This window comes from Streptomyces sp. NPDC088246, assembly GCF_044741025.1.
Classification (GTDB): domain Bacteria; phylum Actinomycetota; class Actinomycetes; order Streptomycetales; family Streptomycetaceae; genus Streptomyces.
This window is the reverse complement of the sequence record NZ_JBIURV010000027.1, coordinates 17,876-39,137: the sequence shown is the minus strand read 5'-3', so window position 1 is coordinate 39,137 and position 21,262 is coordinate 17,876. Positions and strand designations below refer to the sequence as shown.

The following is a 21,262-nucleotide window of genomic DNA, read 5'->3' as shown; positions in this document are numbered from 1 at the left end:
GGGCTCCGGGTGTGACCGCGACGCTGAGGACATGACCAGCATCGATGTCCATGAGCTCACAAAGGAATACGGCACGACCCGCGCCGTGGACAGCCTCACGTTCAGCGTGCGACCCGGCCGCGTCACCGGCTTTCTCGGCCCCAACGGTGCCGGGAAGTCCACCACCATGCGACTCGTTCTCGGCCTGGACCGGCCCACCGGCGGCACGGCCTCGATCGGCGGGCAGCCCTACGCCACGCTCGACGATCCGCTGCGCCGGGTGGGCACCCTGCTCGATGCCCAGGCCGCCCATGGCTCGCGTACCGCACGGAACCACTTGCTGGCCCTCGCAGTCAGCAACGGCATGGGTGCGCGCAGAGTGGACGAAGTCCTTGAGGAGGCAGGCCTCGGCGCGGTCGGTGGAACGCGCGTCCAGAGGTTCTCACTCGGCATGCGGCAGCGGCTGGGCATAGCGGCCGCCCTGCTCGGTGAACCGGAGGTCGTGATGCTGGACGAACCGTCGAACGGGCTGGATCCGGAAGGCATCATCTGGATCCGCGAGTTGATGAAGCGGCTCGCCCGAGAGGGCCGCACGGTCCTGGTCTCCAGCCATCTGATGAACGAGACATCATCGTTCGCCGACCACCTGGTGGTCCTCGGCAGGGGCCGGCTCCTCGCCGACCTGCCGATGCAGGATTTCCTTGACTCCCGCAGCCGGCCCCGGGTGCGGGTGCGCACGACCGAATCCACTCGGCTGCGTGATGTCCTGATCCGTAAGGGATATGAGCCTGCGCAGGGTGACGACGGTCGTTGGACCGTCGAGGGCGCGAAGGCCGGGGAGATCGGCGCGATAGCCGCCGCCGAAGGCATTCCCGTTCTTGAACTCATCGACGAGCAGGCCACGTTGGAACAGGCCTACCTCGACCTCACCTCCGACGCCATGGAATTCGCGTCTGCGGCGACCTCGTCCACCAACCGTCAGGAGGCCTGACCATGTCGACCGCCGCAGTTCTGCGCTCCGAGTGGATCAAGATCAGATCGGTGCGGTCCGTCATCGGATCCTTGATAGCGGTCCTGCTCGTGACGCTTGCCGTCACAGTGCTCGCATTCGCCACCGTCGGCCAGGCCGAGGCGGACAACGCGGACGCCGAGCCGCTCTTCAACGCCTTCTACGCATTGAACTTCGGCCAGATCGCGGCCATCAGCTTCGGGGCAACCGCGATCTCTTCCGAGTACCTCAACGGCGCCCTGCGGATATCGCTCGCCGCCGTGCCGAGCCGCAATCTCTTCTACGCGGCCAAGATGACTCTCGTCGGTGCACCGGCTCTCGTCGTCGGCCTTGTCGCCAGCTTCAGCGCCTTCCTGGTGGGACAGATGTTCATGGGGAAGTACGCGATCGGCCTGGGGGAGCCGGGTGCCCTGCGGGCGGCCTTCGGCGGAGGGATATATCTGGCCCTGATGGCTCTGTTCGCAGCCGGATTGACGGTACTGCTCCGTAGCGCCGTGGCCGTGCTCAGCCTGCTCATCCCGTTCATCCTCATCGTCTCCTTCGTGGTCGGAGATGTCGCAGGTGGTGCGGCACAGTATCTGCCCGACCGGGCAGGACAGTTGGTGCTCCACCAGAACCCCGGAGGCAGTTTCGGACCGTGGAGCGGACTCGCTGTGGCAGCGACGTGGGCAGCGGCCGCACTGCTGGCAGGCTGGTGCGCGATCCGGCGAAGGGACGCATAGCCCGCTGCTACGTTCTCAAAGATGGAGCAAGACGGCTGAAAGCCCCTCAAAGCTCATGACGCGGAGCGGCTTGTCAGTGCTGGGCGGTTTACTAGCGGCATGACCACCGCACATCACCTCCGCCTCATCGACGGGATGCGCACCCGGGACTTCCCCGCGGAGCGCATCCGGTCAGGCTCGGGAGTCAGCGGGCCCGGCTATCACACAGCGTCCTTGCACGCGGACATCGATCACTGGGACGACGACGAGGTAGGGCGACTGGAGCACCGGGCCCAGTGCCTCGCAGAGCATGACGCGCTGCTGACGCTGCTCGCCGGCCGCTGGGGCGAGCCGCAGACGATCAGTCTGTGGACTGCACAGGAGCGGATGATGGCCGGTGAGGAGATTCCGGAGGCGTGGGCCGAGACGGTTGGGGGCTGCGAGTACCTCCAGCTCTGGTGGATCGAGGACCGATGGGTTGCCATGGGGCTCTACCTGGAGGAGGAAGGTCCCGGTTGCGAGCTGAGCGTTGTGGTGACGGAGATAGATCCGCCGTGACAAGAGCAGGCTGCTGCCCTCTGAGGCGGAACGCGGCAGCCGTCCGCTGAGTCGGCCCGGGTATCCGCCTCCCGCGGACGGGTCCTGTCACCAACCCTCCGCGACGGGCAACCCTCTGCGACGGCCCCGCCGCCGCTCACCGTGATGGGCCAGGCACCAGACCTCTGTTACGGGCACAACCACAACCGGACGGCCATCGGCGTCAAGCGCCGTGCAGGCGCCGGAGCGTCAGGCTCCTTCGCTGGTGATGACGCCGTCGCACTCGACAGAGGTGCGGAGGCGTCCGTACTCCTCCGCCATCGTCTGAGCGGTCCAGTGGGCGTTCAGGCCGCTGGGGTTGGGCAGGGCCCAGACGCGGGCGCCGCCGACCGTGTGGTCCTGCGGACCGATCCGGGCGGTTCGTTTGCCGAAGGCGGTGCGGTACGCAGTGATCCCCACGACTGCCAGCCACCGCGGTCGCAGCTGCTCGACCTTGGCTGCCAGGATCTGTCCGCCCTCGCGGAACTCCGCGGTGGACAGCTCGTCCGCCCGTGCGGTGGCCCGGGCGACCACATTGGTGATGCCCAGGCCATATCGCAGCAGTTCGGTCTGCTCTGCAGGCTTCAGCTGCCGAGGGGTGAAGCCGGACCGGTGGAGTACCGGCCAGAAGCGGTTGCCGGGGTGGGCGAAGTGGTGGCCCGTTGCCCCTGTCATCAGGCTCGGGTTAATCCCGCAGAACAGCACACGCAGGCCGCCCGCGACCACATCGGGAACGGTGCTGTCGCAGGCGGCCTGGAGCTCTTCGGGTGTCATCCGGCTGTGGCGGCGGCCGTCAGAGGATGGAGCCCGGTGTGTATGCGGCGGCCTCGGGGTGCTGCTTGGTGATCTCCTCGATGCGGGAGATCAGCGCGGTGACCTGATCGCCCGCCGCTCCCGTGAAGGAGAGCTTGTCGGCCATCAGTGCGTCCAGCTGTGCGCGGTCCAGCGGGATGCGCTCGTCGGCGGCCAGCTTGTCGAGCAGCTCGTTGCGCTCGGCGCCCTGCTCGCGCATGGCCAGGGCCGAGGCGACCGCGTTCTCCTTGATCGCCTCGTGGGCGACCTCACGCCCGACACCGGCGCGCACCGCACCCATCAGGACCTTGGTCGTGGCGAGGAATGGGAGGTAGCGGTCCAGCTCGCGGGCGACGACGGCCGGGAACGCCCCGAACTCGTCGAGCACTGTCAGGAAGGTCTCCAGGAGACCGTCGAACGCGAAGAACGCGTCGGGGAGCGCCACGCGGCGGACCACGGAGCAGGACACATCGCCCTCGTTCCACTGGTCGCCGGCCAGCTCGCCGGTCATCGACGCGTAGCCGCGCAGGATGACCATCAGGCCGTTGACGCGCTCGCAGGAGCGGGTGTTCATTTTGTGCGGCATCGCGGAGGAGCCGACCTGCCCCGGCTTGAAGCCCTCGGTCACCAGCTCGTGCCCGGCCATCAGACGGATCGTCTTCGCGACGGACGAGGGCGCCGCGGCCAGCTGCACCAGTGCCGTCACCACGTCGTAGTCGAGCGAGCGCGGGTAGACCTGACCGACCGATGTGAAGGCCTGAGCGAAACCGAGGTGCCCGGCGATGCGCTGCTCCAGCCCGGCGAGCTTTCCGGCGTCGCCGCCCAGCAGGTCGAGCATGTCCTGGGCCGTGCCCACGGGGCCCTTGATGCCCCGTAGCGGGTAGCGGCCCAGCAGGTCCTCAAGCCGCCCGTAGGCCACCAGCAGCTCGTCCGCCGCAGTCGCGAAGCGCTTGCCGAGCGTGGTCGCTTGCGCGGCGACATTGTGCGAGCGGCCGGCCATGACCAGCTCGCGGTACTCGCCCGCCAGCTTGCCGAGCCGGGCCAGGACCGCCACCGTGCGGTCGCGCACCAGCTCCAGGGAGAGCCGGATCTGAAGCTGTTCCACGTTCTCGGTGAGGTCACGGGAGGTCATGCCCTTGTGGACCTGCTCATGGCCGGCGAGGGCGTTGAACTCCTCGATGCGGGCCTTGACGTCGTGACGGGTGACCTTCTCGCGCTCGGCGATCGAGGCCAGGTCGACCTGGTCGACGACACGTTCGTAATCGGTGAGGGCGGCGTCCGGCACCTCGATCCCGAGGTCCTTCTGAGCGCGCAGCACCGCCAGCCACAGCTGGCGTTCCAGCTTCACCTTCTGCTCGGGGGACCAGAGGACGGCCAGCTCCGTGGAGGCGTAGCGGCCGGCCAGGACATTGGGGATGCGAGGCTTCGCAGACACAGCAGTCACGTGTCCAGAGCTTACCTGCCGTCCTCAGTGGTTCGTGAGCGTCCACAAAGTCCATAAGATCCAGGTCAGAGGCTCCTGGACCACCGTCTCACACACAGCGTGTGAGACACGCGTGAGACGAAACGGCCCCGGGCCGGTGATTCCAGCACCGCCAGGGCCTCGAGACGAAACCCTTCTGATCAAGGGAGTCGAAGTGCCGGGTCCGGCAGAACGCGTGAGACGACGAAGCCCCGCCGGGAAATCCGGTGGAGCTTCGTGGCGCACCGGGCTACGACGGCGTGCAGCGTCCGGCGCGGGCACCGTTGTACCCCGGTTCTCCGCTTTCGAGCGCGCGGAGTAACGATGTGGTGACGACACGTGTCGTGCGGTCGATGCGTAGCACGCGGCACGGGAACTCCCCGCGACGAACCAGGTCGTAGCCCTTCGCCCGCGAGAACCCCAACGCCCTGGAAGTGTCCTCTCACGCTCCCGGATCCGCCCCAGGTGGCGCGGATGCGCGAAGGGCTGTATTGGGTGCCTGCACCTCGTCGACCTGACCTACGGCACCGTCCGCTGGACGGGCCCGCTCAGCACCATCGACAGCGAGAAGCGCTGGGCCGATGCCCGGTGCCTCCTCCACGACGACACGCTGCCCACCCCGGACCGCGTCGCCGGATTGCTGCTGATCCTCTACGCACAGAAGATCGCCACCATCAGCCACCTCACCGTCAACGACGTCCACATCAACGACGACACCGTCGCGATCACGTTCGGCACCTTGCCGATCGTCCTTCCCGCGCCGCTGGCCAGTCTGGTCCGTGAGCTCGTCGTGACCCGCCGCGGCAAAGCCAAGATCGACAAACCTGACGACGTCCCCTGGCTCTTCCCCGGCGGCTGTCCCGGACGCCCCTCGGTGATGGCCGGATCCGTCAGCGTCTCCACAAGATCGGGATTCAGCCCCGACAGGACCGCTCCACCGCCCTCTTCACCCTCGCCGCCGAACTCCCCGCAGCCATCCTCGCCCGGATGCTCGGCGTCCATATCCAGGTCGCCGTCCAATGACAGAAGGTATCCGCCGGAGACTGGGCCGCCTATGCAGCCGACGTCAGCCGTCGCAACGGCGTCACGGAATCGGAATAGCATCTGCGGTTATCTATGACGGGACCTCTGCTTGTCAGACCTAGGTGTTGCGGGACAGCACGTTGTTGATGGCGGCGGCATGCCGTGGCGTGCTTCCGCGGAACCAGGCGATGACCGGTGGTTTCGGGCCCGGTCGAGGGGATACCTAGCGAGCAGCCGGTGTGCGGTTGGGCGCCCATAGCTGGTCGGCGTCGCCGACGGCGAGTCGGCTTTGGTAGACGTCGACCTTGTGGGCGATGAGTTTCAGGTTCTCCTGGAGTTCGGCAATTTTGGCGAGCACCTGGTCATGATGCGACTCAAGCAAGTCCAATCGCTCGTCTTCGTTGCCGTGCCCCGCCGCGACGAGTTCGGCGTAGCGGCGGATGCCCTTGATGGGCATGCCGGTCGCCCGGAGCCTGATGCAGATGGTGATCCACTCCAGGTCGAGGCGGTAGCGGCGCCGGCCGCCGTGGGTGCGGTCGACGGGGGTGACGACCAGGCCCGCACGTTCGTAGTAGCGCAGGGTGTGCGTGCTCACTCCGGTACGGCGAGCAGCCTCGGCGATGCTCAGCCCCATTTCGGGCACGGGCTCGGGAAGTTGTTGGTCGACTTCGACCACGCTCTAAAATCTAGCGTCCCGGACATGCCCGAATCCATGCCTGTACTCAGTCCTCGCCGTCGGCTCGTGGTGCTCGCGATCTGCTGCGCCAGCGTGATTGTCGTGGTGATGGACATCTCTATCGTCAACGTCGCACTGCCGTCGATTCGTCGCGACCTGCGGGCCTCGGTGTCCGGCCTGCAATGGACGGTCGACGCGTACACCCTGGTGCTGGCCAGCTTCTCGGTGCTGGCCGGGTCCACCGCTGACCGGGTCGGCCGTCGGCGCATCCTCCAGGTCGGCCTCGCTGCCTTCGGGCTCGGCTCGCTGCTGTGCGGCCTGGCGCCGAGCATCGGTTGGCTGATCGCGGCGCGTGCTCGGCCTGCTCAAACTCGACGTCCTCGGGGTACGGATGCAGTCCGCGATGGCATGCGCCGTCACCGAGATCCGCCGCATGACCGGGCGCCAGATCGATCTCGACAACCCTGACCACGTCGACCTCAACGACCGGTTCGCCTTCGAGCTCATTCAGAGCTCGGACACCGTCGGCATGTTCCGACTGGAGTCGCCCGGGCAGCAACTCCTGGCCGGCCGGCTCCAGCCCCGCTTCTCCAGGCTTCGGCATGTCTCATGAGAAAGGTATGGCCTCGGAGTGGGTCGCCTGAGTCAGGCACTCAGAGTTCGCTCATCGAGTGCAGCTGCGCGAATTCGTCAGCAACCATGCCCATCACGACGAGATCATGGTGCCGCCCGGCGAAGAACACATGATCTCGGAGGCGACCTTCCTCGACGAAACCGAGTCGACGATGAAGTGCCAGCGACGCCTCATTGTGTGCGAAGATCCGCGCTTCGCACTTGTGATATCGCCGCTCGGCGAACATGAAGCGCAACAGCATCACCACGGATTCTGCCGCGTATCCCTTGCGCCGATGTTCAGCGCCCATCGTGACGCCGTACTCGAACCACCCCGCACGGGGATCGGCCTGGTGCGAGCCGACAGCACCGACCACTTCCCCCGTTTCGATGGCTTCGATTGCCAACCCGAAGCAGTCGCCCTCGGATTTGGCCGTGGACTGCTCCTTCGCCCAGATGCGGAAGTTCTCGGCGGAACGGGGTGGGTGCAGCAGGTCTCCCAACCGCTCCTCGTGCATGGCGAAGCGCATGAACGAGGTCCAGTCGTCGGGCTCGATTCCGCGCAGTCGTATCCGTTGACCAGTCCAGAAAGATGCCATCGCCCATTCGATCACGTCGAAGTGTGCGATGGATAGATCTTTCGTCATCCTGGAACAGCCCGTGACCTGGCACTTCGAGGTCGCCAACACTCACCCGTGAACTGGCCTGGCGTGAGAACGCAGCCGTCACTCACGGGTGGCCCGGCTGAGAGGAAGTGGGACAACAGCGGCTGAGCGGTTCGCCGCGTGTTCGCGGAGTGCGGCGCTCTCGGCGAGGAGGGCCATGATGACGCTTGTGGCAGCGTCGACCTGGTCTTGAAGCTGATGGCACTCGCCGCGGCTTTTGCGGTGATTGCGGCGAAGCTCGGCGAGTTCAGCGTCGCGCTGTTGTTCCTGGAGACCGGCGAGGCTGGTTCCGACTCGGTTGTCGCACTCGGCGAGGAGTTCGGTGGCCCGGTTCATTGTCGCCCTGCTGGCCTGGGTCTCGCGGCAGAGATTGTTCTTGGTCAGCTTCCCGTCGGTGTGCTGGGGGTTGCTCGTGAGGAGTCGTTCCATCGCGTCGCGGAGGGCCTGCTCGGTCTTGGGCGAGACGGTCACTGCTCAGCCTTTCTGATCACGAGGGACGCTGTTGGCGCATCGGGACGGTTGGCAGCGGTCCAGAAGGGGCCCGTGGTGTCCGTCGGAGGCCATCGCCGAAGTCACCAGCCTGCTTTCACCCGGCGATACCTGCCGCTGAGATCCTGCAGACGTTCACTGCCTGGCTTGGTTCACTTCCAGCAGCAGCGTTTGCCGACGCGTTTTGACAGCAGTTGTTGATCAGAGGGGCGGCGGATGTTCGCGAGAAAATGACGTCAGTGGCCGCAGCGCGCATGTCGGCCGAATGCGTCGTCAGGCCGGTGGGTGGTCACCGGTTGCCCCGTCGATGAGTTCTCGCAGGATGTCCATGTGGCCGGCGTGTCGCACGGTGTCCTCGATCACGTGGATGAGAGCCCAGCGCATGGAGACGGTGTTTCCGTTCCAGGATGTGCCAAGGGTTGAGAGGCTGAGCTCGCTGATTGTCTTGTCAGCAGCGGTGCAGGCTCGGTCGTAGAACTCCACCATTTTTTCGGTGGATTCGTGTGCGGCTATCGCCGGTCGGGGTGACTCCTTGGGTGTAGTCGGCGGCGGCCTGTGCGGGCGTGGCCTATGGGCGTCAGGAGGACGGTCAGGGCGGTGGCCAGGGGCCGATTGCGCAGTGGATGTCTGGTCATGGGCGACGACTCCTGGCGGTCAGCGGCCGAAGTCGAACCAGTCGATGTTCACGAAGCCGGCGGGCTGACCGCTGGCGAAGGTGAGGTAGACGTCGTGCTTGTCGGTGACGGCGCCGATGTTGCTCGGCCAGTTCCACCAGTTGCCGCCGTGGTGGGCCCCGAGCATCCAGAAGGCAGGCCAGTAGCCCTTGGCGGCTGCGCCCGTCACGTTCGGCATCTGCAGCCGGGCCTCGACGCGTAGCTTGACGCCGGCGGGCGGCTGGAAGTCGGACCGGATGGTTTCGACGCGGACCTCCGGCCGACCGGTCGCCCACGTGGCCCGCGGCCTCGGCATCCACAAGGAAGCAATGCGAGGCCGGGTCCGTCAGGCCGAGGCCGACCAGGGCAGCCGGCCCGACCTGCCGACCATCGCCGAGCGGACCGAACTCACACAACTCCGCAAAGAAATAGCCGCGGTCCCGTCCGTGCGGTCGCCGGAGTCGTCGATCACGAACACTCCGCCCGCTGGACGTGACTGGTCATCACCGCCCATACCCAACTCCGCCTCGGTCGGCCCCTCGCACAGAACCCTGCGGCCGCACCCGGTACTCCGGTCGGCCTGGTGTTCTCTCACAAGCCGTCCGGCCCCCCACATACTCAGGCGGTTGATGCCGCACTCCACCGCGTGCCGCTTGAGACCCGGTCCCAGGGGCCATGGCCCTCCAGCACATCACGCCAGGGATATCTCGTCCGCGTTCGCCACCGGTTCCCACCGAGCAGTTGCCGACGAGGCCACTTCCCGGGCCCACCAGCCGGGCTTGCCGCCTGCCGGCCAGAGCAGCTCCAGCCGGCAAACCGCGCCTTGCGTTCTGGTGGACGGCCCATCGGCCAACGGACATATGGTCCGCAGTCGTCGACTGCTGCCGGAGGGTGCACTGTGGAAGGTGTGGACCCCGGACAACGCCTTACCGATCTGAAACAGCCATGGCAACGGCGGCACGCACTCCTCGCGATACCGGTCGTGCTCGTCGTGGTGATCACACTAGTGGACCTGCTGGCCCCCCAGGACATCCACCTCGGACCGATCCTCGTCATCGCGCCCGCGATCACCGCGTCTTTCGCCGGCACCGGGCTGACCGGACTGACCGGGCTCCTGGCCGTCGCCGCCGAGGTATACATCGGCGTGCAGGAAGGCACGCTGGACTCCCGGAACGTAGCGGTCCAGGTCGCTGCACTCGCCCTGCTCACATGCCTGATCATGTTCTTCTGCTCCGTGCGCGAGCGGAAAGGCAGAGAGCTGGAGAAGGCGCGGTCGGTATCCGAGGCCGCCCAGCAGGTGCTGCTGTGGCCGCTCCCTGACCGGATCGGTCCGTTGCGTACAGCGTGCCTATACCTGGCCGCTGAGGAGGAGGCCCAGATCGGAGGCGACCTGTACGCAGCGATCCACGCCGACGGCCGGGCGCGCGTGATGATCGGCGACGTGCGAGGCAAGGGCCTGGGAGCCCTCGGCGAGGCCGCCCTGCTGCTCGGCGCCTTCCGCGAGGCCGTCCACCAGCACACCACCCTGCCGGCCCTGGCAGCCGCCCTGAACCGCAGCGTCTGCCGCTACCAGGCCGACTTCACTCCCAAGGACGAAGCCGGAGAAAGCTTTGTCACCACCCTGCTACTGGAGATACCCGACCAGGAACGCATCACCCGAATGACCAGCTGCGGGCACCCCGCACCCCTGCTGCTCAGACCGGACCATGCCGTCACCGTCCCGGACCTGCACCCCGCGCCCCCGCTCGGAGTCTGCGCGGGAGAGGCGACGCCCGGCGACTACACCGTCGACGAGGTGCCCTTCGAACCCGGCGACACGCTTCTCCTCTACACCGACGGCGTAATCGAGGCCCGCGACCGGCACGGTGGCTTCTACCCCTTCGCCCGACGCGCCGCCCAGTGGACCGGCAGCCCTCCCGAGGTCCTGCTTCACCACATCCGGCGCGACCTCCTGGCCCACGTCGGTGGCCACCTCGACGACGACGCCGCCCTCATCGCCCTCTGTCGCACATCCGCCCACCCACCCCGGCCACCACGTACAAGTCGTCCGGTGGGCGGGCCCCGGCGAAACAGCGAGTGATCTCGCCTCCGCCGACGCGCTGTGTTCACTGCACTGTGAGGTCGGGGACGAGGCCGGGGGGTGGTTGGCCCTTGAGCGGGGTGTGTCCGCGGTGGTGATCGTAGGTATGTAGCAGGCTCCGTTGTCGGCGCGTACTCGTTCGACGGTGATCCCGCACGGGGTGAAGAAGGTCTGGGCCCGCTGCCGGAAGTCGGTGGCGGATTCCTTCTTCTCATCGGCCAGGGTCTCGCTGTGGGCGAGGCGGGAGTGGTCGTCGACGGCGGTGTGATGGAGCAGCAGCCGGCCCCGGAGCGGGTCTTGCAGCCCGCCCGGCGGCCAAGCGTTCTGTGGCCGCCGCGGGGATATTGCCGAGCTTCTTGATGTCCACGTGCACCGGTTCGCCTGGCCGGTCGCTTTTGTTTCGGCGTATGAGACGGCCGGTTGCCCGGTCGAGGTGGGGCAGACGGGCCAGGCCGAAGCGGGTCAGCACGCGGTACACGGTCGAGGGGGACCAGGCCCAGCAGGTGGGCGAGCCGGCCGGGCCCAACGTCGCAGGAGCCGGACCTCGATGATCCGCCGTTCGGTCCGCGTCGGGGTCCGGCGCGGGTTGGTGTGCGGGCTGCTTGAACAGTGTCGACCGGATGACGGTAACCCGAACAGCGATGGCGGGGGCAGGTCGATCCGAAGGCGGATGCTCCGAAGGACAACAGGTGCACTGCGTCCGGCCGCCGGCCGGGTGTCCGTGCGGCGAGTCGCTTGGCTCTGTCCGGCCCGTGCGGTGATCATCCGCTGGAGAGGCACACGGTGAGGAGGTCGCGGGTGAGCGGAAGCCGTCGTCGTCCACGACGCGTGTCCCGCGCGCTGTCGGCCGCTGTGGGCATCTGTGCCGTGCTGGTCTCCGGCTGTTCCCCCGAGCCGGTTCTGTCCCCCGACCCCGGCACGGTGGCCGCTTCGCAGAAGGAGCCTTCTCGGTGCCTTCGAACCCTGGTGGGTGTGGCGCACCCCGACGACGACCTGTTCTTCCTGAATCCCGAGATCATGCGGACCATCCGGGCGGGGTGCCCGGTGGACACCGTCTATTTGACCGCGGGCGACGATGACATCAGGAACCGTGTGAAGGCGCTGGAGTACGTGGATCGCAGGGAGTACGGGGTGCGGGCGGCCTATGCCGAGATGGCGGAGGCGGCCAATCGCTGGGACCAGTCCGACGTGCAGTCGGGCGGCTTCCGGGTCCGGTCGTTTCAGCTCGCCGACCGAGCCCGAAGCGCCGACGTACGGCTGACCTTCCTGGATCTCCACGACGGCCTTCCCCAGGGGCAGGAGGCGAACAGCGTGCTCAGGCTCTACGACGCAAACAGATCGAGCGTCTACGGGTTCCTGGGCGGCGTGAGCTTCAGCGAGGAACGACTGCTCACAACACTTTCCGGATTGGTCAGGCGCAGCCGGGCGGAACGCATCCTCACCATGGACTACGACAATGCGTCCTTCGCCTTCGGGCTCGGCGGCGGCGTCGACCACAGCGACCACGGCATCACGGCCCGGTACTTCCGGAGGGTGAGCTACGCCCTCGGAGTTCCCGTCACGTCGTACCTCGGGTACAGGATGTCGGCGAAGCCGGCGAATCTCACCCCCGGACAGGCCACCGAGAAGGGTGAGGTGGCTCGCTGGTACATCGCCAGCCGGAAGTGCCGTGTCACTGGCTGGTGCACGAATGTCCAGCCCTACCGCGGGCCTTTGCAAAGAGATTGGGACCTGTGGACTCACCGGCAGTACGAAGAGGTTCACCGGGCTCCACGAGCCGGTGAGATCCTCGGTGACATCGGCCGCACCACGTTCTTCACCGGCGCGGATCCGGCACAGTGCCTCGACGCGGCCGACGGTCCGAGCGGAGCCCGGGCGGTTCGCATCCACGCATGCGACGGGTCATCCGTGCAGCAATGGGAGATGAGGCGCGACGCCACCATCAGGCTCCGGCACGAGCCGGTCCTCTGCCTGACGGCCATCGGCCCGGGGGTCGGGCTCGAACCGTGCCGCAAGGACAGTGGGAGTCAGAAGTGGGCACGTGCGCCGTGGAAGAGCACAACATGGAAGCGCACAGCATGGCGGATCGAGGGGGACGGCAACCGCTGTCTGTACCAGGACGACCGCGAACTCCCTGCCCGATGGGATGACCGGAGCCGGCAGAGCCCCCGGCTGACACTCTCCGTCTGCGGCACGCCGGCGCGGCCCGAACAGTACTGGCAGTGGGGCGACTGACCTCGCCGTTTCGGTCGGGATGAGGCGGCTTCACTGATCACCGACTGTGGGGAGGCGATTTTGGTGCCTGGGCATGGCCGGGCCCCGGCGCGGTGGTCGGGTTCTCCGGATTCTTCGGGTCGTGGGTGGAAAGGGGACGGCGGGTCGGTCAACTGGTCGGGGCAGTGCGGCGAGGCGGTGGAAGGCCGTGGCCAGTTCGTTTCTCCAGGGCCAGATCGTCGAGATCCGTAGGCGGAGGAGGCGTCCGCCGCGGGTGAGGCGGGCAGCGACGTGCAGCAGCCGGTAGCGGAGTTTCCTGGGTTCGGCAGCGGCGAGTTCGCCGTCCAGCAGGAGGACGCGGGTCCAGGCGAGCAGTTCGATCGCCGCGAGGCTGAGTTCGAGCCAGGTGGCGTTGATGTCGAAGTGGCGGGAGGGGAAGCGGCCGAAGCCTGTGCTCTTGCCGCACCGGATGTGGTCTTCGACGGTGGCGTGTCCGCGATGGCGGACCTCCACGTAGTCGCCGTGGGACAGGCACGCCCGGATGTGATGGTCGGCCCTGCCTCACCACATGCCTTACTGGCTGAGGATCTGTGAGTTGGGTGCGAAACGATTCCTGTCTTCCGGGCCGATGATGTCGTCGAGGTCGGTGAAGTAGAACGACGTCGTCATGCCAGCCACCACATCGAGGAGGAACTGGCTGCACGAGACCGAATGTGCCTCCCGGAGCGGGCCGCGCCCCTCATTGAGGATGACGGTCCATTCCTCCGGTTCGACATCAGGCCGGACCAGCCAGTACAGGAAGTGTCCCGCACCTTCCGCGTACCCCCAGGGCACCAGCCTGGCGTTGCCCTCATGAAGTTCCGACGGCTTGTCCTCGCCCGCCTCCCATAGTTCGGCGAGGATCTCCTCGCGTTCCGCGGTCTGGGCGACCAGGTCGTACATCGCATCCGGGCAGCCCGGTTCGAGCAGCCAGAGAATCCCTGCGAAGAGCCCGCCGCCGTATATCTCGACGAGCCGCTTGTAGTCGGCCGGCAGGGCGGTGCCCAACGCCTCCTCCACAGCGGACCACTTCACGGTTCGGCCACCGCCGGGCGGCGGACAGAGGCGCACCAGAGGTTCGGTATGGCGCAGGCTCCGGGCCGTCCGTATATCGCTCGGCAGGGCGCTGAACCGTGGCGGGGTCCTGGTGGCGTCAAGTACCACCGCACGCATCCGGTCGCCGACCGCGGCGCGGGGGGTGTCCGACCACCATGAGGGGTGTTTGGTCCGGTCGATGAAACCGTCGTGCCCGTCTGCGTGGACGGCGGTCCCTACCGGAGCCACGGCCGTGACGACCACGTTGAACTCCTGATGATCGGCCAGCATGACGTCCACCCTGCACCATGCCGGCAGGCAGGCAGGAACACAGCGGGTAGCTGGGTCGGTGCCTCACGCCACCCCCGCGCGCCCAGGATCGCTGAGACAGAAGGCCGAACGACTCGGTTCGCTGAGAAGACGACTCGATTCAGTGAGACGGGACACGAGCATCTACTCTTGATCCAGGAAACCGGTGTTGCGACGACCGATTGAGTCCGGGCAGTACACGAGCGGGGCGTTCGCCGGCGCCTGCCGCCGGGCGGGCGTGATCCAGAGCATGAGCGCCGTCGGCAGCTCGGCGCACAACGCGCTTTCCGAGTCCTTCAACGCGACCTGCTGGCGGGAAACGCTCCAGGCCCGCGGTGCCTGGGCCGACGAGCGCGAAGCCCGCCTCGATCTCTTCCGCTGGCTGCACCGCTACAACACCCGACGCCGCCACTCCAGCCTCGGACAACGCAGCCCCATCGCCTACGGGACAGCACGCGACACACCATCAACTACCCTCCAGCCGCATAGCCCGTGCCCAAGATTCCGGGTCAAGCCCCGTCCACTCCTGGACCGGGTTCCTCGACTCCTTCGGCCACGTCTCCGAGCCCCCCGCGTGCCCCGGACGCCCCGAGTGATGGCGAAGAGGAGTAGGGCGGCCTTGGGGCCAATGGGTACAGCGGTGGACTGTCCCACCGTGGGAGGGTCCACCATGATGGCGTGCACGACGAACTTCTCACCATCGGGCGCTTCGCCCGCCTGTGCCGGCTCAGCGTCAAGCAGCTACGGCACTACGACGAGATGGGGCTATTGGCTCCGGCTCGCGTGGACGCCGGCTCCGGCTACCGCTATTACGCACCTGAACAGGCACGTGATGCCCTGACCATCGCCCTGCTCCGCGAGATGGATCTACCCCTGGCTGTGATCGCCCAGGCGCTGGCTGCCGAGCCTGAGCACAGGGCGCAGATCCTGCGCGCTGAGCGGGACCGGCTGGCCGAGCGGATCAGCAGGGACCAGGCACGGTTTCAGATGCTGGAGCGGCTGGCGGAAGGTGGCCTGCCCGGCTATGAGGTGACGATGAGCAGGGAGCCGGAGCGACGGCTGGCAGTGGTGCGAGCGGTCTGCACCCCTGCGGAGATCGGGGAGAGGGTCGAGGAATGCATAGGCCGGCTGCTGTCCGTGCTCGGCAAGGCGGGAATCGCATGGGAGCCACCGCTGTGGGGCTTGTACCCGCTGGACCTGGGAGAGCGGATGGCGATCGCCGTCGGAGCGCAGACGCCGCAGGGGCAGGGGGCACCCGGCCTGGAGCTCGAGGCGCTGTCCGGCGGACTCGTTGCCGAGACCGTGCACATCGGGCCCTACGCCCAGCTGCCCCTGGCCTACAACGCACTTTTCGCCGCCGTCCACGAGCGCGGACTGCGCCCGCAAGCACCCGTACGTGAGGCCTATCTCGTCGGACCGGCAGAGGCACCGCAAGAGGAACTGATGACCCGGCTGATCATCCCCGTCCAGGAGAGCATGGCATGACCACGATAAAAGACATCGATGCCCGCGGTACGCAGCACTGCGAGACGACAACTCTGGGGGTGCTGCTGCGGCACCAAGGACTCGATCTGTCCGAGCCCATGCTCTTCGGCCTCGGCTCCGGCCTGTCGTTCATCTACTGGGACAGCAAGAACATGGGCTTCCCCTTCCTCGGCGGACGGGTAAAACCTTTCGACCTCACCAGAAACCTGGCCACCAGACTCAAGCTGGAGCTCCTGGTCCAGGAGACCGCCTCGCCCCGCAGGGCATGGGAGAGCGTGGCGGCTCCCATCGACGCAGGCCACCCCGTCGGACTGCAGCTCGACAGCTACTACCTGGACTACTTCGGGTCGAAGGCGCACTTCGGCGGTCATGTCGTCGCCATGTACGGCTACGACGACCATGACGCCTACCTGGTGGACACCGACCAGCAAGGCGGAGAGGTGTCCACCAGCCTGACCAGCCTCGCCCAGGCCAGGGCCGCGCGCGGCCCGATGACCGCCAAACACCGGTCCTTCACCCTCACCGCTCCGAGGGACCTGCCCTCCCCGCAGGGCCAGATCATTCCCGCCATCACCGCCTGCGCCGACGCCTTCCTCGACCCGCCCATCGCCAACCTCGGCCACCGAGGCATTGAGAAAGCCGGAAAGCTGGTACACACATGGCTCCAGCGCACCGACAACCCGGAGCGGGACCTGCCGCAGGCTGCCCTCCTGATGGAGAAGGCCGGCACCGGCGGCGCCCTGTTCCGCAACCTCTACCGCGACTTCCTCGCCGAATGCACCCAACTGATCGACAGCAGCCACCTGCGCACCGGCCACGCGCTGTACACGGAGGCAGCCACCCTGTGGACGGAAGCCGCAGCACTGATCACAAAAGCCGGTGAAACAGGCGATGCGCAGTGCCTCGTACAGGCAGGCACCATCCTGTGCGATCTTTCACGAATGGAGCGCGAGGCCATGCAGGCGCTCAGCTGCCTGGGGAGCGATACCCCAAGCGCAATCCAGCCCTGACAGCGAGCGTCTTCCGCTGGCCGGATGCAGGCAGAGGACGGCCTGGACGAGGTCCGTGATCCGGGTGGTTGAGCAACGGAGCTTGCGGAGGAGCCGACAGGACTTGAATGCGTTGAAGGCCTGCTCGACGAGGGCGCGGATCTTCGCGTGGGATCGGTTGGCAGCCTTCCATCCTCGCGCGGCACTCGTGCCGCAGCTACTTCGCTGTGAACGGTGTGCCGGACGTCGTCAGGCCAGCGCCGCGGTCCGGCTTGTGGGTTGCTACGTCAAGAGAGCGGCGTCGCATCCACCTGGCGCCACGTCGCCACCGGGCCGGGGGTATGGGCGTCCTCGGGGGTGACCCAGAACGCTCTTCCCAGTTCGGCGCTGTACTGGGCGCCCGTCCGCCCGTCTCCGGACGAACGGCCGGTCAGACGGCGGCCGATCCAGGGCATGAGGTGCCGGCGGGCAAAGCGGAGGTCCTCGACGCGTCGTATCGCCCATTTCGGAGGTATGGCGGCCGGGAGCGCCATCCGCCAGTCGTTCTCCGGCGGCAGCCCCAGCGTCTGCCAGACCGCCTCCGCCACGCGGCGGTGGCCGTCGGCCGTCAGATGCAGCCGGTCGACGTCCCACAGACGGGGATCGCCCAGGGCCGGTGCTCCGTAAAGATCGACGACCGACGCTCCGTGGCGGGCAGCCAACTCGTCGACCAGGGAGAACAACTCCTCCATCCGAGGACGGAATCGTTCCATCACCGGGCCGTTGCGACCGGGGCTGCGCATGAGCACAAGCTTCCTGCACGAGGGCGCGAGACGCTCCACGGCCTCTTCGAGCCTTCCGCGGACCATGCCCATGTCGCAGTTGGGCCGCAGCGTGTCGTTGAGACCGCCGACGAGCGTGATGACATCCGCCTGCATGGCGGCGGCCGCATCGACCTGCTCGTCGACGATCTGGGCGATCAACTTGCCCCGTACGGCGAGATTCGCGTACCGGAATCCCGGAGTGCGGACCGCGAGCCGTCCGGCGAGGACGTCTGCCCAGCCCCGGTATGAGCCGTCGGGCAGCAGGTCCGACATGCCCTCGGTGAACGAGTCGCCGACCGCGACAAGACTGGTGTAGGAGGCATTCATTTCCATGGCGATGCGATCGTATCGCGGTGGGGTCCCGCCCGTTCCAGAAGGCGAGGGCCAGGTACCGAGCGCCGCAGCGCGCTGTCGGCGGTTGCGTCCTCAGTCGCTCAGGGCCAGCCGCAGCCCGAACCCGGCGATGACGGTCCCGGTGATCCGGTCAAGCAGCTGACGGGCCTGCCGGCGCTGCAGCCAGCCCCGCAGCACCTGCGCGAAGGCGACCAGCAGGGCCGACCAGAGGAAGCCGAGCGCGATGTGCACCCCGGTCAGCAGGAGGCCTGTGGCGAAGTGCGGGGCGCCTGCCGGGATGAACTGGGGCAGGACGGCCACGTAGAACACGCCCATCTTCGGATTGAGCAGATTGGTCAGGGCGCCCTGCCGCCACCCGGCAGCGAGCTTGTCGGTTCCTTGAGAGGTCAGGGCACAGGCCTCGGCCCCCGGCGCCTCCACCCCCTCGGCGCCCCGGCCGCGCAAGGTGTTGATGATCATGCGTCCGCCCATCCAGAGCAGATACGCGGCTCCGGCGTAACGCAGCGCTTCGTATGCGACGTGCGAGGCGGTGAGCAGTGCCGTGACACCGAGCGAGGTGAGTGCGCCCCAGACCAGGGTTCCGCTCTGGATGCCGAGGACGACACCGAGTGCACGCTTGCGGCGACCGAGCGCCGAGGTGCGAAGGATGAGGGCCGTGTCGAGGCCCGGAGTGAGGGTGAGGACTCCTACGACCAGGGCGAATGACCATATTGCAGTACTGATTGCCATGGACTGTCAGCTTAACCGAGCCGCGGGGTGGCCCCTTCTGCGGGAGGGCGCAGCCGAACCCGCACCGCGCCCCCGCCGGCCACAGGTCGGCCGGCCTGCGATTGAACCCGCACCTGGCCCCCAGCGGCCCTCAGTCACCGGTCAACGCGCCTGTGTTCGGCCCACCAGTTCGCGTAGCACGTCCTCCATCGTGACCATTCCGGCGAGTCGATCGTCCTCGTCCAGAACCGCCGCCAGATGTGTGCGACTGCGCCGCAGCGCGGTCAGCACGTCGTCGAGCGGTGTGGCGGCCCGCACGCGGGCGATCGGCCGCATTGCCGACACGGGGAACGGCACATCGCGCGGTGTGGCGTCCAGGGCGTCCTTCACATGGAGGTAGCCCAGGATCCGCTCCTCGCTGTCCATCACCGGAAAACGCGAGAAACCGGTCTCGTACGAGAGTTGTTCCAGCTGTTCCGGCGTCGTCCCGATCCTCGCGTACACCACCCGCTCCACCGGCATCACCACATCCCGCACCGGGCGACGGCCCAGTTCAAGGGCGTGGTGCAGCCGCTCGGCCGCGCGGTCGTCGACCAGCCCGGCGTCCCCGGCGTCCTTCACCAGCCGGGCCAGTTCGTCGTCGGAGAACGTGGCGGACACCTCGTCCTTCGTCTCGACCCGCAGGAGCTTCAGCAGCCCGTTGGCGAAGGCGTTGACGGCGAAGATCACCGGACGCAGCGCTCTGGCGAGGGCCACCAGCGGCGGTCCGAGCAGCAGCGCGGTCCGCACGGGCTCGGCCAGAGCGATGTTCTTCGGCACCATCTCGCCGAGCAGCATGTGCAGATAGGTCGCCACGGACAGCGCGATCACGAACGAGATCGGATGGATCAGTCCGTGCGGCACACTCACCGCGGTGAAGACAGGTTCCAGCAGATGCGCGATGGCCGGTTCGGCGACGATGCCGAGGACCAGCGTGCAGAGGGTGATGCCCAGCTGCGCCGCCGCGAGCAGCGCCGATACGTGTTCGAGGCCCCAGATGACGCTTCGCGCCCGCCGGTTCCCGTTCTCGGCCTCCGGCTCTATCTGGCTGCGGCGTACGGAGATCAGCGCGAACTCCGCGCCGACGAAGAAGGCGTTGACGACCAGTGTCATCAGTCCGATGAAGAGCTGGACGGCGGTCATCGTGCGTCCTCCGTCTGCTCGTCGTCTCCGGGCAGCGGCGCATGCAGCAGGGCTCGCGCGGCGCGGCGTCCGGAGGCGTCCACCACATCGAGCCGCCAGCCGGCCAACTCGATCGAATCACCGACGGCAGGGATGCGGCCGACCTCGGTGGCGACAAGTCCGGCGAGTGTCTCGTACGGTCCGTCCGGCACCCGCAGTCCGATCCTCTTCAGCTGATCGAGGCGAGCGGCGCCGTCGGCCGACCACAGGGTCCGTCCGTCGGCATCCTCACCCGCCGGTGCCAGGTCCGGCGTCTCGTGCGGGTCGTGCTCGTCACGCACCTCGCCGACCACCTCCTCGACGATGTCCTCCAGAGTCACGACGCCGGCCGTGCCGCCGTACTCGTCGATGACGACGGCCATGGCGAGCTTGCCGGACAGCCGGTCCAGGAGCCGGTCCACCGTGAGGGTCTCCGGTACGAGCAGGGGCTCGCGCAGCATCTCCGAGACGCGTGTACGGGGCCGCTGCTCGGCGGGGACGGCCAGCACGTCCTTGATGTGTGCCACGCCGACGACGGTGTCCAGGTTGCCCCGGTAGACGGGGAAGCGGGACAGCCCGGTCGCACGGGTGGCGTTCGCGACGTCCTCGGCGGTCGCCTGCAGCTCAAGTGCGGTGACCTGCACCCGCGGGGTCATGACGTTCTCCGCAGTGAGCTCCGCCAGATTGAGGGTGCGGACGAACAGTTCCGCGGTGTCGGCCTCCAGCGCGCCCGCCTTCGCCGAGTGCCGGGCCAGCGCCACCAGCTCCTGCGGGCTGCGGGCGGAGGCCAGCTCCTCGGCAGGTTCCAGGCCGATGCGACGCACGATCCGGTTCGCGGTGTTGTTGAGGTGGCTGATGAACGGCCGGAAGATGGCGGTGAACGCCCGCTGCGGGGTCGCCACGGCCTTCGCCACGGCGAGCGGGGAGGAGATCGCCCAGTTCTTCGGGACGAGTTCGCCGACGACCATCAGGAACACGGTGGACAGTGCGGTTCCCAGGACGAGGGCCAGGGAGGATGCCACGCTGGGGGACAGGCCCACAGCCTCCACCGGACCGCGGATCAGCTTCGCGATCGACGGTTCGGAGAGCATGCCGACCACCAGGTTGGTGACGGTGATGCCGAGCTGTGCGCCGGAGAGCTGGAAGGTCAGGCTGCGTACGGCCTTCATGGCGCTCGCCGCGCCGCGCTCACCCTGCTCCACGGCCCGTTCGAGCTGACCGCGCTCGACGGTCGTCAGAGAGAACTCAGCCGCGACGAAGGCGCCGCAGGCGAGCGAGAGCAATACCGCCACGAGCAGCAGAAGCACTTCGGTCATCGGTTCACCTCCGTCCCATGATCCGGCAGGGGCAGGAGGATCGCTCGATGTCGGGGATGTCGACTACTGGGAGGCTCGCCCATGGGCGGACGC

At 67.6% G+C, this 21,262-nt stretch carries 19 protein-coding genes and 7 pseudogenes; 10 read left to right on the top strand and 16 right to left on the bottom strand.

Translation table 11 applies throughout. The features are described from left to right. Window positions 1-31 precede the first annotated feature (31 nt). The 3 genes from ACIPEK_RS31250 (at window position 32) to ACIPEK_RS31240 (ending at window position 2,247) form a co-directional block, all read left to right on the top strand. Complete coding sequence (locus ACIPEK_RS31250; protein ID WP_402002881.1) at window positions 32-970, top strand: ABC transporter ATP-binding protein; 939 nt, start codon at window positions 32-34, stop codon at window positions 968-970. Between the two features lie 2 nt (window positions 971-972). Further along, entirely contained in the window at window positions 973-1,710 is a 738-nt protein-coding gene (locus ACIPEK_RS31245; RefSeq protein WP_402002878.1) for an ABC transporter permease, read from the top strand. A 99-nt stretch (window positions 1,711-1,809) separates the two neighbouring features. Further along, the gene (locus tag ACIPEK_RS31240) at window positions 1,810-2,247 is read left to right on the top strand and encodes a hypothetical protein (protein ID WP_402002876.1); all 438 of its coding nucleotides are present in this window, start codon (window positions 1,810-1,812) and stop codon (window positions 2,245-2,247) included. A gap of 228 nt (window positions 2,248-2,475) precedes the next feature. Here the strand turns inward: ACIPEK_RS31240 and mug are convergent, their stop codons facing one another. The 4 genes from mug to ACIPEK_RS31220 all read right to left on the bottom strand — a co-directional run bounded on the left by mug (window position 2,476) and on the right by ACIPEK_RS31220 (window position 6,218). Continuing rightward, window positions 2,476-3,039: a G/U mismatch-specific DNA glycosylase gene (gene mug, locus ACIPEK_RS31235; protein ID WP_402002873.1), complete on the bottom strand. Its 564-nt coding sequence runs from the start codon at window positions 3,037-3,039 to the stop codon at window positions 2,476-2,478. Window positions 3,040-3,058: 19 nt separating this feature from the next. Further along, complete coding sequence (gene purB / locus ACIPEK_RS31230) at window positions 3,059-4,501, bottom strand: adenylosuccinate lyase (protein ID WP_402002870.1); 1,443 nt, start codon at window positions 4,499-4,501, stop codon at window positions 3,059-3,061. Between the two features lie 669 nt (window positions 4,502-5,170). Then, entirely contained in the window at window positions 5,171-5,539 is a 369-nt protein-coding gene (locus ACIPEK_RS31225) for a hypothetical protein (RefSeq protein ID WP_402002867.1), read from the bottom strand. A gap of 226 nt (window positions 5,540-5,765) precedes the next feature. Next, the gene (locus ACIPEK_RS31220; protein ID WP_402002864.1) at window positions 5,766-6,218 is read right to left on the bottom strand and encodes a MerR family transcriptional regulator; all 453 of its coding nucleotides are present in this window, start codon (window positions 6,216-6,218) and stop codon (window positions 5,766-5,768) included. Between the two features lie 24 nt (window positions 6,219-6,242). Here ACIPEK_RS31220 and ACIPEK_RS31215 point away from each other — a divergent pair, with 24 nt between their 5' ends. Both ACIPEK_RS31215 and ACIPEK_RS31210 read left to right on the top strand, forming a co-directional pair. Continuing rightward, window positions 6,243-6,686 carry an MFS transporter gene (locus ACIPEK_RS31215; RefSeq protein ID WP_402002861.1) on the top strand — a complete coding sequence of 148 codons (444 nt, stop codon included), beginning with the start codon at window positions 6,243-6,245 and terminating at the stop codon, window positions 6,684-6,686. Next, window positions 6,574-6,804: pseudogene (locus ACIPEK_RS31210) on the top strand (hypothetical protein); the annotation flags it as partial. The gene ACIPEK_RS31215 and the pseudogene ACIPEK_RS31210, both read left to right, overlap by 113 nt. A 67-nt stretch (window positions 6,805-6,871) precedes the next feature. Here the strand turns inward: ACIPEK_RS31210 and ACIPEK_RS31205 are convergent. The 4 genes and pseudogenes from ACIPEK_RS31205 to ACIPEK_RS31190 form a co-directional block, all read right to left on the bottom strand. After that, a complete protein-coding gene (locus ACIPEK_RS31205; RefSeq protein WP_402003043.1) occupies window positions 6,872-7,429 on the bottom strand; it encodes a GNAT family N-acetyltransferase in 558 nt (185 codons plus the stop codon). A gap of 126 nt (window positions 7,430-7,555) precedes the next feature. Continuing rightward, the gene (locus tag ACIPEK_RS31200; protein ID WP_402002858.1) at window positions 7,556-7,966 is read right to left on the bottom strand and encodes a hypothetical protein; all 411 of its coding nucleotides are present in this window, start codon (window positions 7,964-7,966) and stop codon (window positions 7,556-7,558) included. 291 nt (window positions 7,967-8,257) lie between these two features. Continuing rightward, a pseudogene (locus tag ACIPEK_RS31195) lies at window positions 8,258-8,506 on the bottom strand (DUF664 domain-containing protein); the annotation flags it as partial. Window positions 8,507-8,743: 237 nt separating this feature from the next. Then, window positions 8,744-8,908, bottom strand: a pseudogene (locus ACIPEK_RS31190) (1,3-beta-glucanase); the annotation flags it as partial. 636 nt (window positions 8,909-9,544) lie between these two features. Between ACIPEK_RS31190 and ACIPEK_RS31185 the strand changes: the two are divergent. Further along, window positions 9,545-10,717 carry a PP2C family protein-serine/threonine phosphatase gene (locus ACIPEK_RS31185; RefSeq protein ID WP_402002855.1) on the top strand — a complete coding sequence of 391 codons (1,173 nt, stop codon included), beginning with the start codon at window positions 9,545-9,547 and terminating at the stop codon, window positions 10,715-10,717. A gap of 25 nt (window positions 10,718-10,742) precedes the next feature. On the opposite strand, the pseudogene ACIPEK_RS31180 reads toward ACIPEK_RS31185, so the two are convergent. Further along, a pseudogene (locus ACIPEK_RS31180) lies at window positions 10,743-11,323 on the bottom strand (IS481 family transposase); the annotation flags it as partial. A gap of 192 nt (window positions 11,324-11,515) precedes the next feature. Here ACIPEK_RS31180 and ACIPEK_RS31175 point away from each other — a divergent pair. Further along, window positions 11,516-12,952 carry a ricin-type beta-trefoil lectin domain protein gene (locus ACIPEK_RS31175; RefSeq protein WP_402002853.1) on the top strand — a complete coding sequence of 479 codons (1,437 nt, stop codon included), beginning with the start codon at window positions 11,516-11,518 and terminating at the stop codon, window positions 12,950-12,952. Window positions 12,953-13,105: 153 nt separating this feature from the next. Here the strand turns inward: ACIPEK_RS31175 and ACIPEK_RS31170 are convergent. After that, window positions 13,106-13,447, bottom strand: a pseudogene (locus ACIPEK_RS31170) (transposase); the annotation flags it as partial. Window positions 13,448-13,504: 57 nt separating this feature from the next. Continuing rightward, complete coding sequence (locus ACIPEK_RS31165) at window positions 13,505-14,296, bottom strand: SMI1/KNR4 family protein (protein ID WP_402002850.1); 792 nt, start codon at window positions 14,294-14,296, stop codon at window positions 13,505-13,507. A 184-nt stretch (window positions 14,297-14,480) separates the two neighbouring features. Here ACIPEK_RS31165 and ACIPEK_RS31160 point away from each other — a divergent pair. From ACIPEK_RS31160 to ACIPEK_RS31150, 3 genes and pseudogenes are all read left to right on the top strand, one after another. Further along, window positions 14,481-14,738 (top strand): annotated as a pseudogene (locus ACIPEK_RS31160) (integrase core domain-containing protein); the annotation flags it as partial. A 254-nt stretch (window positions 14,739-14,992) separates the two neighbouring features. Further along, window positions 14,993-15,799: a MerR family transcriptional regulator gene (locus ACIPEK_RS31155; RefSeq protein WP_402002847.1), complete on the top strand. Its 807-nt coding sequence runs from the start codon at window positions 14,993-14,995 to the stop codon at window positions 15,797-15,799. Beyond that, a complete protein-coding gene (locus ACIPEK_RS31150) occupies window positions 15,796-16,809 on the top strand; it encodes a BtrH N-terminal domain-containing protein (protein ID WP_402002844.1) in 1,014 nt (337 codons plus the stop codon). Before ACIPEK_RS31155 ends, ACIPEK_RS31150 begins: the two co-directional genes overlap by 4 nt. 15 nt (window positions 16,810-16,824) lie before the next feature. Here the strand turns inward: ACIPEK_RS31150 and ACIPEK_RS31145 are convergent. From ACIPEK_RS31145 to ACIPEK_RS31125, 5 genes and pseudogenes are all read right to left on the bottom strand, one after another. Then, window positions 16,825-16,983: pseudogene (locus tag ACIPEK_RS31145) on the bottom strand (IS5/IS1182 family transposase); the annotation flags it as partial. 92 nt (window positions 16,984-17,075) lie between these two features. Next, complete coding sequence (locus ACIPEK_RS31140) at window positions 17,076-17,924, bottom strand: SGNH/GDSL hydrolase family protein (RefSeq protein ID WP_402002841.1); 849 nt, start codon at window positions 17,922-17,924, stop codon at window positions 17,076-17,078. 93 nt (window positions 17,925-18,017) lie between these two features. Beyond that, window positions 18,018-18,674, bottom strand: coding sequence for a LysE family translocator (locus ACIPEK_RS31135; protein WP_402002838.1), 657 nt, complete (start codon window positions 18,672-18,674; stop codon window positions 18,018-18,020). A gap of 141 nt (window positions 18,675-18,815) precedes the next feature. Then, on the bottom strand, window positions 18,816-19,835 hold the full coding sequence (locus ACIPEK_RS31130) for a hemolysin family protein (protein ID WP_402002836.1): 1,020 nt from the start codon (window positions 19,833-19,835) through the stop codon (window positions 18,816-18,818). Next, the gene (locus ACIPEK_RS31125; protein ID WP_383068512.1) at window positions 19,832-21,169 is read right to left on the bottom strand and encodes a hemolysin family protein; all 1,338 of its coding nucleotides are present in this window, start codon (window positions 21,167-21,169) and stop codon (window positions 19,832-19,834) included. Before ACIPEK_RS31125 ends, ACIPEK_RS31130 begins: the two co-directional genes overlap by 4 nt. Window positions 21,170-21,262 lie beyond the last annotated feature (93 nt).

Coding starts and splice junctions, on each gene's coding strand:
- ACIPEK_RS31135 (WP_402002838.1), bottom strand. CDS start 18,674: ATGGCAATCAGTACTGCAATATGGTCATTCGCCCTGGTCGTAGGAGTC.
- ACIPEK_RS31240 (WP_402002876.1), top strand. CDS start 1,810: ATGACCACCGCACATCACCTCCGCCTCATCGACGGGATGCGCACCCGG.
- ACIPEK_RS31140 (WP_402002841.1), bottom strand. CDS start 17,924: ATGGAAATGAATGCCTCCTACACCAGTCTTGTCGCGGTCGGCGACTCG.
- ACIPEK_RS31125 (WP_383068512.1), bottom strand. CDS start 21,169: ATGACCGAAGTGCTTCTGCTGCTCGTGGCGGTATTGCTCTCGCTCGCC.
- ACIPEK_RS31245 (WP_402002878.1), top strand. CDS start 973: ATGTCGACCGCCGCAGTTCTGCGCTCCGAGTGGATCAAGATCAGATCG.
- ACIPEK_RS31150 (WP_402002844.1), top strand. CDS start 15,796: ATGACCACGATAAAAGACATCGATGCCCGCGGTACGCAGCACTGCGAG.
- ACIPEK_RS31215 (WP_402002861.1), top strand. CDS start 6,243: ATGCCCGAATCCATGCCTGTACTCAGTCCTCGCCGTCGGCTCGTGGTG.
- mug (WP_402002873.1), bottom strand. CDS start 3,039: ATGACACCCGAAGAGCTCCAGGCCGCCTGCGACAGCACCGTTCCCGAT.
- ACIPEK_RS31250 (WP_402002881.1), top strand. CDS start 32: ATGACCAGCATCGATGTCCATGAGCTCACAAAGGAATACGGCACGACC.
- ACIPEK_RS31165 (WP_402002850.1), bottom strand. CDS start 14,296: ATGCTGGCCGATCATCAGGAGTTCAACGTGGTCGTCACGGCCGTGGCT.
- ACIPEK_RS31130 (WP_402002836.1), bottom strand. CDS start 19,835: ATGACCGCCGTCCAGCTCTTCATCGGACTGATGACACTGGTCGTCAAC.
- ACIPEK_RS31205 (WP_402003043.1), bottom strand. CDS start 7,429: ATGGCATCTTTCTGGACTGGTCAACGGATACGACTGCGCGGAATCGAG.